At 62.4% G+C, this 10,451-nt stretch carries 10 protein-coding genes; all 10 read left to right on the top strand.

Annotated elements, in window-relative coordinates; genetic code table 11:
- Positions 1-617: 617 nt before the first annotated feature.
- Positions 618-1,892, top strand: a complete 1,275-nt coding sequence (gene eno / locus HNQ95_RS30540) for a phosphopyruvate hydratase (protein ID WP_067966597.1) — start codon at positions 618-620, stop codon at positions 1,890-1,892.
- A gap of 133 nt (positions 1,893-2,025) precedes the next feature.
- Positions 2,026-2,355 carry an FtsB family cell division protein gene (locus tag HNQ95_RS30535; protein ID WP_154387072.1) on the top strand — a complete coding sequence of 110 codons (330 nt, stop codon included), beginning with the start codon at positions 2,026-2,028 and terminating at the stop codon, positions 2,353-2,355.
- Positions 2,356-2,528: 173 nt separating this feature from the next.
- On the top strand, positions 2,529-3,572 hold the full coding sequence (gene pdhA / locus HNQ95_RS30530; RefSeq protein WP_067962334.1) for a pyruvate dehydrogenase (acetyl-transferring) E1 component subunit alpha: 1,044 nt from the start codon (positions 2,529-2,531) through the stop codon (positions 3,570-3,572).
- Positions 3,573-3,586: 14 nt separating this feature from the next.
- Entirely contained in the window at positions 3,587-4,975 is a 1,389-nt protein-coding gene (locus HNQ95_RS30525; protein WP_154387071.1) for a pyruvate dehydrogenase complex E1 component subunit beta, read from the top strand.
- A gap of 18 nt (positions 4,976-4,993) precedes the next feature.
- Positions 4,994-6,370, top strand: coding sequence for a pyruvate dehydrogenase complex dihydrolipoamide acetyltransferase (locus HNQ95_RS30520; protein WP_154387070.1), 1,377 nt, complete (start codon positions 4,994-4,996; stop codon positions 6,368-6,370).
- 50 nt (positions 6,371-6,420) lie between these two features.
- Positions 6,421-7,059, top strand: coding sequence for an SGNH/GDSL hydrolase family protein (locus HNQ95_RS30515; protein ID WP_154387069.1), 639 nt, complete (start codon positions 6,421-6,423; stop codon positions 7,057-7,059).
- 3 nt (positions 7,060-7,062) lie between these two features.
- Positions 7,063-7,644: a GNAT family N-acetyltransferase gene (locus HNQ95_RS30510; RefSeq protein ID WP_067962329.1), complete on the top strand. Its 582-nt coding sequence runs from the start codon at positions 7,063-7,065 to the stop codon at positions 7,642-7,644.
- A gap of 15 nt (positions 7,645-7,659) precedes the next feature.
- Positions 7,660-9,105, top strand: a complete 1,446-nt coding sequence (gene lpdA / locus HNQ95_RS30505; protein ID WP_067962327.1) for a dihydrolipoyl dehydrogenase — start codon at positions 7,660-7,662, stop codon at positions 9,103-9,105.
- A gap of 82 nt (positions 9,106-9,187) precedes the next feature.
- The gene (locus HNQ95_RS30500; RefSeq protein WP_067962325.1) at positions 9,188-9,469 is read left to right on the top strand and encodes a GlsB/YeaQ/YmgE family stress response membrane protein; all 282 of its coding nucleotides are present in this window, start codon (positions 9,188-9,190) and stop codon (positions 9,467-9,469) included.
- Between the two features lie 12 nt (positions 9,470-9,481).
- The gene (gene lipA / locus HNQ95_RS30495) at positions 9,482-10,444 is read left to right on the top strand and encodes a lipoyl synthase (protein ID WP_067962324.1); all 963 of its coding nucleotides are present in this window, start codon (positions 9,482-9,484) and stop codon (positions 10,442-10,444) included.
- The last annotated feature ends 7 nt before the right edge of the window (positions 10,445-10,451 follow it).

The raw sequence follows: 10,451 nt of genomic DNA, 5'->3' as shown, positions 1-10,451 counted from the left end.
GCTTCCGAGGGCGAACACGCGTCGCCTGCCAGTGCCTGATCGCAGCCGCCGCCCAGAACATGAAAAAGATCGCAATCAGCCTCTGGCCAAAGCCAAAACCAAGCCTCGCATGAGGCCAAAGCCGGCTCGCAACGGCACTAGCATCTGCTCCCCGAAATCAATCCAAAAGCTCAATCAACCCACAAAACAAAACCCCGCCGAAATTCGACGGGGTTTGTCAGCAGTCTGGGCCCCGCATTGCGGGGCTTTTCTTTTGTGCCGGCGACTTACCTTGGTGTCGGTAGTATCCGCACCTGCGACACGCCTTGCGGGGGCGGTTGACTGTCGCATGAGGTCAGAAACGCCGCGGCGATAAAGAACAAACTCAAGATACCACTCAACTCGGACATGGCGAAACTCCCTCTGTTTCGCCCCGCGCGCCCGCAGTTTACCCGAAAGTTTGGCCGATGCCTGCCTGTTCGGATGAATTATGATGACAGCGTTTTGTCTAAAGTGAATCCCGCGGCTGACGCAGCGTGATATTTGGCCGCCCGCGATTGCGTTTTCCTGATCTTTGGCTAAGACGGGCGCGGAAATCCAACCGATCCATCTGCGATCAGCTCCCGGGGATGCCTCACATGACAGCAATCATCGATATCGTCGGCCGCGAGATTCTCGACAGCCGCGGCAATCCCACCGTCGAGGTGGACGTGGTTCTCGAGGACGGCTCGATGGGCCGCGCCGCCGTTCCGTCTGGCGCCTCGACCGGCGCCCATGAGGCGATGGAACTGCGCGACGGTGGCCCGCGCTATCTCGGCAAGGGCGTCGAGCGCGCCGTCGAAGCCGTCAATGGCGAGCTGTTCGAGGCAATCGGCGGCATGGAAGCCGAGAACCAGATCCACATCGACCAGACGATGATCGAGCTCGACGGCACGCCCAACAAGAGCCGCCTCGGCGCCAACGCCATCCTTGGCGTGTCGCTCGCCGTTGCCAAGGCCGCTGCCGAATCGTCGGGCCTGCCGCTCTACCGCTATGTTGGCGGCCCGAACGCCCGCGTCCTGCCGGTGCCGATGATGAACATCATCAATGGCGGCGCGCATGCCGACAATCCGATCGACTTCCAGGAGTTCATGATCATGCCGATCGGCGCGCCTTCGCTGCGCGACGCCGTGCGCTGGGGTTCGGAAATCTTCCACACCCTGAAGAAGGGGCTGAAGGACGCTGGCCACAACACCAATGTCGGCGACGAAGGCGGCTTCGCGCCGAACCTCAAGAGCGCGCAGGCTGCGCTCGACTTCGTCATGGCATCGATCGAGAAGGCCGGCTTCAAGCCGGGCGAGGACGTGGCACTCGCGCTCGATTGCGCTGCGACCGAGTTCTTCAAGGGCGGCAACTATGTCTATGAAGGCGAGAAGAAGACCCGCGATCCCAAGGCCCAGGCCAAGTACCTGGCCAAGCTCGCCGCCGACTACCCGATCATCTCGATCGAGGACGGCATGGCCGAGGACGACTGGGAAGGCTGGAAGTACCTGACCGATCTGTGCGGCGACAAGGTGCAGCTGGTCGGCGACGATCTGTTCGTTACCAATTCGGCCCGCCTGCGCGACGGCATCAAGATGGGCGTTGCCAACTCGATCCTGGTCAAGGTCAACCAGATCGGCTCGCTGACCGAGACGCTTGACGCCGTCGAGACCGCGCACAAGGCAAGCTACACCGCCGTCATGTCGCACCGTTCGGGTGAGACAGAGGATTCGACCATTGCCGATCTCGCCGTTGCCACCAACTGCGGACAGATCAAGACCGGCTCGCTCGCCCGTTCGGATCGCACCGCCAAGTACAACCAGCTCATCCGCATCGAGGAAGAGCTCGGCAAGCAGGCGCGCTTCGCCGGCAGGTCGATCCTGCGCGGCTGATCGCTTGTTGCATAGATGATTGAAAAAGGCGGGATGTTTCCCGCCTTTTTTGGTTCTGGAAGCGGGTGAGCACCAGACCGTAACGCTCCATTAAGCACAATGGAGCGACAAGAGCCTGAAAGAGGTTCTGACCATGTGGACACGCCAGCATAAGCAGACAAACACCGGGCGCCTGATCGTGCCGGCGCTGGCGGTGATGTTCCTGTCCTATTTCGGCTTCCACGCCTATCATGGCGAATTCGGTATCTATTCCAAGTACAGGCTCGAGGCGCGCGCCATCGAACTCCAGGCCCGGCTGGACACGGTCAGGGCGCAACGCCTCGATGTCGAGCGCCGCGTCCACATGCTCCACGACGGCTCGCTGGAGAAGGACATGCTTGACGAACAGGCGCGCAACGCCTTGAATATGTCCCATGCTGATGAACTGACCATAATGCGGCCATCCGGGCGCCGTATTAACTGACTTCCAGTTAATCAACAAGAAATCCAACGTTTTTAGGCGCTTAACCGCATGCCTGCTATGCATTTTTCCGCATGGCGCAGCGTCACTCACCATGCTAGCGTTTGGACATGGAGAGGAGAGATTATGCATGATCTCCTCATTGTCCGCAAAGAGACGCCACTAGGGAGTGATGCATGGCCACCGCAGCCAAAAAAGCGCCTGCCAAATCTAGATCCGATTCAAAATCCCTTTCAGCGCCGGTAACACCCAAGCCGGTCGATTTCACCAAGGAACAGGACCTCGCGGCATATCGCGAGATGCTTCTGATCCGCCGCTTCGAGGAAAAGGCCGGCCAGCTCTACGGCATGGGCTTCATCGGCGGCTTCTGCCACCTCTATATCGGTCAGGAAGCTGTCGTCACCGGCTTGCAGATGTCGCTGATCGAAGGCGACCAGATGATCACTGCCTATCGCGATCACGGCCACATGCTTGCCATGGGCCTGTCGGCGCGCGGCGTCATGGCGGAACTGACCGGGCGTCGGGGCGGCTTGTCGAAAGGCAAGGGCGGCTCCATGCACATGTTCTCCAAGGAAAAGCATTTTTACGGCGGCCATGGCATTGTCGGCGCCCAGGTGTCGCTCGGCACCGGCCTGGCCTTCGCCAACCGCTATCGCGAAAATCCGAATGTTTCGGTGACCTATTTCGGCGACGGCGCTGCCAACCAGGGCCAGGTCTATGAGAGCTTCAACATGGCCGCGCTGTGGAAGCTGCCGGTGATCTACGTCATCGAAAACAACCGCTACGCCATGGGCACCGCCGTTACGCGTGCTTCGGCCGAGACGGATTTCTCGCAGCGCGGCGTGTCCTTCAAGATTCCGGGCATCAAGGTCGACGGCATGGACGTGCGCGCGGTCAAGGCCGCTGGCGATCTCGCCACCGAATGGTGCCGTTCGGGCAACGGTCCGATGATCCTCGAGATGGAAACCTACCGCTATCGCGGTCACTCGATGTCTGATCCGGCCAAGTACCGCTCCAAGGACGAAGTGCAGAAGATGCGCTCCGAGCACGACCCGATCGAACAGGTCAAGGCGCGCCTCATCGCCAAGAAGTGGGCCAGCGAAGACGACCTCAAGGCGGTCGACAAGGATGTTCGCGACATCGTGGCTGACGCCGCAGACTTTGCTCAGACCGATCCCGAGCCGGATGCTTCCGAGCTCTGGACCGACATCTTGATCTAAGGGAGGGCGCGAACATGCCGATCGAAATTCTCATGCCTGCGCTCTCGCCGACGATGGAAGAGGGCAATCTTTCCAAGTGGTTGAAGAACGAAGGCGACAAGATCGTCGCCGGCGACGTCATCGCCGAAATCGAAACCGACAAGGCGACCATGGAAGTGGAAGCTGTTGACGAGGGCACCCTCGGTAAGGTCCTGATCGCCGCCGGCACTGAAGGTGTCAAGGTCAACACGCCGATCGCTGTGCTTTTGCAGGACGGCGAAAGTGCTGCCGACATCGGTAAGGGTGCTGCGCCTGCCAAGGCCGAGGCACCCGCTGCCGCGGCAGCACCGGCCGCTGCCGCTGGTCCGGTTGCCGCCACCCCTGTCGCTGCCGCGCCCAAGACTGAAGTCGCTGCCGACCCCGACATTCCCGCCGGCACTGAGATGGTGTCGACGACGGTGCGTGAAGCGCTGCGCGATGCCATGGCCGAAGAAATGCGCCGCGACGGTGACGTCTTCATCATGGGCGAGGAGGTCGCCGAGTACCAGGGCGCCTACAAGATCACCCAGGGCCTGCTGCAGGAGTTCGGCCCGCGCCGCGTCGTCGATACCCCTATCACCGAGCACGGCTTCGCCGGCGTCGGCGTCGGTGCTGCGATGACCGGCCTCAAGCCGATCGTCGAGTTCATGACCTTCAACTTCGCCATGCAGGCGATCGACCAGATCGTCAACTCGGCTGCCAAGACGCTCTACATGTCGGGTGGCCAGATGGGCGCGCCGATCGTCTTCCGTGGACCGAGCGGTGCGGCTGCCCGCGTCGCGGCCCAGCACTCGCAGTGCTATGCCGCATGGTACAGCCACATTCCGGGGCTCAAGGTGGTGATGCCGTACTCGGCAGCCGACGCCAAGGGCCTGCTCAAGGCTGCCATCCGCGATCCGAACCCGGTCATCTTCCTCGAGAACGAAATCCTCTACGGCCATTCCTTCGACGTGCCGAAGCTCGATGATTTCGTTCTGCCGATCGGCAAGGCGCGCATGCACAAGACCGGCAAGGACGTCACCATCGTGTCGTTCGGCATCGGCATGACCTATGCGATCAAGGCCGAGGCAGAACTTCGCGGCATGGGCATAGATGCTGAAATCATCGATCTCCGCACCATCCGTCCGCTCGACTTCGACACCATCATTGCCTCGGTGAAGAAGACCAACAGGCTGATCGTGGTGGAAGAGGGCTTCCCGCAGTCGTCGGTCGGCGACCACATTGCCAACCAGGTGTCGCAGCGCGCCTTTGATCACCTCGACGCGCCTGTCATCACCATCGCTGGCAAGGACGTGCCGATGCCCTACGCCGCCAATCTCGAGAAGCTCGCTCTGCCGAATGTCGGCGAAGTGATCGAGGCGGTCAAAGCAGTCACGTATCGCTGACACGGGCGGGAGGTCATCATGCCGATCAATATCACCATGCCTGCCCTTTCGCCGACCATGGAAGAGGGCAATCTGGCCAAGTGGCTGGTCAAGGAAGGCGACAAGGTTTCGCCTGGCGACGTGATCGCCGAGATCGAGACCGACAAGGCAACGATGGAAGTCGAGGCCGTCGATGAGGGCACTGTCGCCAGACTGCTGGTTCCGGCCGGCACCGAAGGCGTCAAGGTCAATGCGCTGATCGCCATTCTCGCCGGCGACGGCGAAGATGTCGCGGCTGCAGCCAAGGGCGGCGATGCCGCTCCTGCCAAGGCAGACGCGCCGAAGGCGGAAGCACCTGTTGCCGCGGCACCTGCGGCGCCCGCTGCTGCTCCGGTCGCTGCCGCGCCCGTTGCTGCTTCGGCAGCCAAGCCAGCTGCGACCAACGGCGCTGCACCCTCCGGCGACGGCCGGACCTTTGCATCGCCGCTCGCCCGCCGCATCGCCAAGGATTCGGGCATCGACCTTTCGGCTGTCACCGGCACCGGCCCACATGGCCGTGTCGTCAAAGCCGACGTCGAGGCTGCGATCTCGGGTGGCGGCGCCAAGGCTGCTCCTGCTGCCAAGGCTCCTGCCGGTGCTCCGGCTGCAGCACCCGCTGCCAAGGGCATGTCGGACGAACAGGTGCTCAAGCTGTTCGAAGAAGGCAGCTACGAACTCATCCCGCACGACAACATGCGCAAGACCATCGCGCGCCGTCTTGTCGAGGCCAAGAGCACCATCCCGCACTTCTATCTGACGCTCGACTGCGAGATCGACGCGCTGCTGGCGCTCCGCGCCCAGCTCAACGCGGCGGCGCCGGTGCGCAAGACTGAAAAGGGCGACGTGCCGGCCTACAAGCTGTCGGTCAACGACATGATCATCAAGGCGATGGCGCTGGCCCTGACGGCCGTTCCCGACGCCAATGTGTCATGGACCGACCAGGCCATGGTCAAGCACAAGCACGCCGATGTCGGTGTTGCCGTGTCGATCCCGGGTGGCCTGATCACCCCGATCATCCGCCAGGCCGACATCAAGACGCTGTCTGTCATTTCCAATGAAATGAAGGACCTTGCCGGCCGGGCCCGCAACCGCAAGCTCAAGCCTGAGGAATATCAGGGCGGCACCAGTGCCGTCTCCAACCTCGGCATGTTCGGCATCAAGGACTTCTCGGCCGTCATCAACCCGCCGCACGCCACCATCCTGGCGGTCGGCGCGGGCGAGGAACGGGCGGTCGTCAAGAATGGCGAGATCAAGATCGCCAATGTGATGTCGGTGACGCTGTCGACCGACCACCGTGCCGTCGACGGTGCGCTTGGCGCCGAACTGCTCTCGGCCTTCAAGCGCTTCATCGAAAACCCGATGGGCATGCTGGTGTAGTTTCCCCATTTCCCCTCCCTGCCAAGGGAGGGGATTCGAGGACTTCAATCATGAAGACTGTGCTTTGTTACGGCGACTCGCTGACCTGGGGCTACGATGCCGCGGGGCCGGGCCGTCACGCGCTTGAAGACCGCTGGCCAAGCGTGCTGCAGGCCGAACTGGGCGAGGGCGTCGAAGTTATCGCGGAAGGGCTGAACGGCCGCACGACTGCCTTCGATGACAACCTTGCCGCTGCCGACCGTAATGGTGCGCGGCTTCTGCCGACCATCCTCGGCACTCATGCGCCGATCGATGTGGTCGTCATCATGCTCGGCGCCAACGACATGAAGCCTTGGATCCACGGCAACCCGCTGGCCGCGAGGCAGGGCATGGCGCGCCTCGTCTCCATCGTGCGCTCCTACGACCACGGCATGGGCCATGCCGCGCCAGAAATCCTGCTGGTTTCGCCGCCAGCTGTTAGTCGCACCGAAAATGCCGAATACAAGGACATGTTCGCCGGCGGCGACGCAGCTTCGAAGCAGCTGGCCCCGCTTTATGCAGCGCTAGCCGACGAGGTCGGCTGCGGTTTCTTCGACGCCGGCTCCATCGCCGAGACGACACCGCTCGACGGCGTGCATCTCGATGCTCAGAACACGCGGGCGATCGGCACGGCACTCGCGCCGATCGTGCGCGTCATGCTGGAGCTCTAGAGCTTGGCTGGCGCTATCACCATCCGCAGGGCCGAGCGGCGCGATGCCGCCGAACTCGCCATCCTCGTCGACCTGTCATCGCACGGGCTGGCGTCATGGCTATGGTATGGCGCGGTGCTGGAAGGCACGACGCAGACGGCTCTCGAGCATGGCCGCAACCAGCTGCGTTGCGACGACGACCGTGCCGGCTGGAAAAATGCCAGCCTGGCCGAGGTCGATGGCGAGATCGCCGGTCTGGTGATCGGCCATGTCGTCGAACCGTCCTTTGCCGAAGAGGAAGCGCCTCACCCGGTGTTCGAGCCGATCCTCGTGCTTCAGCAACAGACCATCGGCCACTGGTTCATCGACAGCGTCGGTGTCTACCAGCACCATCGCGGACATGGCATCGGCAGAAAGCTCGTCGATCATGAGCTCGAGCGTGCCGGCGCCCGGCCGGTCAGCCTGATCACCGAAAGCGACAATGACGTGGCGCTTGGCCTCTACAAATCCTGCGGGTTTGAGGAAATCGCGCGCCAGCCATCCGTATCGACCGACACCTACAGCAAACAACACGACTGGGTGCTGCTCACCCGCAGCGCGACCTGAACAAGAGGCACACTCATGGCTGACAATTACGACGTCATCGTTATCGGCTCCGGCCCCGGCGGCTATATCGCTGCGATCCGCGCTGCCCAGCTCGGTCTCAAGACTGCAGTCGTCGAGCGCGAGCACCTCGCCGGCATCTGCTCCAACTGGGGCTGCATCCCGACCAAGGCGCTGCTGCGCTCGGCCGAAGTGCTGCATCTCGCCGAGCACGCCAAGAATTACGGCCTGAAGCTCGAAGGCTCGATCTCGCCCGACCTCAAGGCCATCGTCGACCGGTCGCGCGGCATCGCCCAGCGCATGAATGGCGGTGTCGGCTTCCTGATGAAGAAGAACAAGGTCGACGTCATCTGGGGCGAGGCCAAGCTTACCAAGCCCGGCCAGATCGTCGTGTCGAAATCGTCGAAAAAGCCGATGGAGCCGCAGGCGCCGTTGCCCAAGAACACGCTGGGTGAGGGCACCTACAGCGCCAAGCACATCATCGTTGCTACCGGTGCCCGTCCGCGCGCGCTGCCCGGCATCGAGCCGGATGGCAAGCTGATCTGGACCTATTTCGAGGCGATGGTGCCGCCGGAGATGCCGAAGTCGCTGCTGGTCATGGGGTCCGGCGCCATCGGCATCGAATTCGCCTCGTTCTACCGTACGATGGGCGTCGAGGTGACCGTCGTCGAAGTGATGCCAGCCGTCATGCCGGTGGAAGACGCCGAGATCTCGGCCTTCGCCAAGAAGCAGTTCGAAAAGCAGGGCATGAAGATCCATCTCGAAGCCAAGGTTACCAAGGTCGAGAAGGGCGCCAATTCGGTTACCGCCCATGTCGAGATGAAGGACGGCAAGATAGAGAAGATCACCGCCGACCGCATGATCTCGGCCGTCGGCGTGCAGGGCAACATCGAAAACATCGGCCTCGAAGCGCTCGGCGTGAAGACTGACCGCGGCTGCATCGTCATTGACGGCTACGGCAAGACCAATGTGCCTGGCATCTATGCCATCGGCGACGTCGCAGGTCCGCCCATGCTGGCGCACAAGGCCGAGCACGAGGCCGTCATCTGCGTCGAGAAGATCGCCGGCCTGCCCAACGTGCATCCGATGGACAAGCTCAAGATCCCAGGTTGCACCTACTGCAACCCACAGGTCGCGTCCGTTGGCCTGACCGAAGCCAAGGCCAAGGAAGCCGGCCACGACATCCGCGTCGGCCGCTTCCCCTTCGTCGCCAACGGCAAGGCAATCGCGCTTGGCGAGGATCAGGGCATGGTCAAGACCATCTTCGACAAGAAGACCGGCCAGTTGCTCGGCGCGCACCTCGTCGGCGCCGAAGTGACCGAGCTGATCCAGGGTTTTGTCGTGGCGATGAACCTCGAAACGACGGAAGAAGAGCTGATGCACACCATCTTCCCGCATCCGACGATCTCGGAAACGATGAAGGAAAGCGTGCTCGACGCCTATGGGCGTGCGCTCAACGCATGACCGATACCCATCGGCGCGTCTGTTGCGGCGCGCCTGATGGAACTATATCAGCAGAACGTCCGCGAGTGGCCGGAGACGACTGATGGAACAGAGTTACGGAATCATGGGCATGCCGGGCGTCGGTTTCTTCGGCATGCTGCTCATCGGCTTCCTTGCCGGCTACGTCGCCGAGCGCACGATGAACCGCGACCACGGCTTCCTGACCAACATCCTCGTCGGCATCGCCGGATCGTTTGTCGGCGGCACTCTGGCGGGGCTGCTCGGTATCAATTATTACGGCTTCATGGGCAATCTGATCGTCGCCATCGCAGGCGCGGTCATCGTGCTCTGGATTTTCGGCCGCTCGCAAGCGCGTCGGCCTTGATAGGATAGACTGATGGTCACTGTGCTTGATCTCAAAGACCGTCCGCGCGCGCGGCACCCGGAAAAGGCCCACCGGCCCGATCAGGAGGTTCTGCGCAAGCCAGACTGGATCCGCGTCAAGGCGCCGGTGTCGCGCGGCTATCAGGAAACGCGCGAGATCGTGAAGTCGCACAAGCTGGTCACCGTCTGTGAGGAGGCCGGCTGCCCCAACATTGGCGAGTGCTGGGAAAAGAAGCACGCTACCTTCATGATCATGGGCGAGATCTGCACCCGCGCCTGCGCATTCTGCAATGTCGCCACCGGCATCCCGACGGCGCTCGACCCGAACGAGCCGGAGAGCGTGGCCAAGGCCGTCGCCCAGATGGGCCTGACTCACGTCGTCATCACTTCGGTCGACCGCGACGATCTTGCCGACGGCGGTGCCCAGCATTTTGCCGACGTGATCCACGCCATCCGCCGGCTGACGCCGACCACGACCATCGAGATCCTGACGCCAGACTTCCTGCGCAAGGAAGGGGCGCTGGAGATCGTGGTTGCCGCGCGCCCCGACGTCTTCAACCACAATCTTGAAACCGTGCCGTCGAACTATCTGACCGTTCGCCCCGGCGCGCGCTACTTCCATTCGATCCGCCTGCTGCAGCGGGTCAAGGAGCTCGATCCCTCTATCTTCACCAAGTCCGGCATCATGGTCGGGCTCGGCGAGGAGCGCAATGAAGTGCTTCAGCTGATGGACGACCTGCGCAGCGCCAATGTCGACTTCATGACCATCGGCCAGTACCTGCAGCCGTCGAAGAAGCACCACCCGGTCAAGAAGTTCGTGACGCCTGATGAATTCCAGTCCTACGCGACCGTCGGCAAGTCCAAGGGCTTCCTGCTCGTTGCCTCAAGCCCGCTAACGCGCTCGTCGCACCATGCCGGCGATGATTTCGCCAAGCTGCGCGCCGCGCGCGAAGCGCTGCTCACGAAAAAGGCCTGATCAGCGC

Origin of the sequence: Aminobacter ciceronei (assembly GCF_014138625.1) — a bacterium.
GTDB lineage: Bacteria > Pseudomonadota > Alphaproteobacteria > Rhizobiales > Rhizobiaceae > Aminobacter > Aminobacter ciceronei.
The sequence above is the reverse complement of the archived record's forward strand: the minus strand, read 5'-3'. Positions and strand labels throughout refer to the sequence as shown.

What these genes read in the sequence shown, in the direction of transcription:
- lpdA (WP_067962327.1), top strand. Translation starts at nt 7,660, where the DNA reads ATGGCTGACAATTACGACGTCATCGTTATCGGCTCCGGCCCCGGCGGC.
- pdhA (WP_067962334.1), top strand. Translation starts at nt 2,529, where the DNA reads ATGGCCACCGCAGCCAAAAAAGCGCCTGCCAAATCTAGATCCGATTCA.
- lipA (WP_067962324.1), top strand. Translation starts at nt 9,482, where the DNA reads ATGGTCACTGTGCTTGATCTCAAAGACCGTCCGCGCGCGCGGCACCCG.
- HNQ95_RS30515 (WP_154387069.1), top strand. Translation starts at nt 6,421, where the DNA reads ATGAAGACTGTGCTTTGTTACGGCGACTCGCTGACCTGGGGCTACGAT.
- HNQ95_RS30520 (WP_154387070.1), top strand. Translation starts at nt 4,994, where the DNA reads ATGCCGATCAATATCACCATGCCTGCCCTTTCGCCGACCATGGAAGAG.
- HNQ95_RS30500 (WP_067962325.1), top strand. Translation starts at nt 9,188, where the DNA reads ATGGAACAGAGTTACGGAATCATGGGCATGCCGGGCGTCGGTTTCTTC.
- HNQ95_RS30535 (WP_154387072.1), top strand. Translation starts at nt 2,026, where the DNA reads ATGTGGACACGCCAGCATAAGCAGACAAACACCGGGCGCCTGATCGTG.
- eno (WP_067966597.1), top strand. Translation starts at nt 618, where the DNA reads ATGACAGCAATCATCGATATCGTCGGCCGCGAGATTCTCGACAGCCGC.
- HNQ95_RS30525 (WP_154387071.1), top strand. Translation starts at nt 3,587, where the DNA reads ATGCCGATCGAAATTCTCATGCCTGCGCTCTCGCCGACGATGGAAGAG.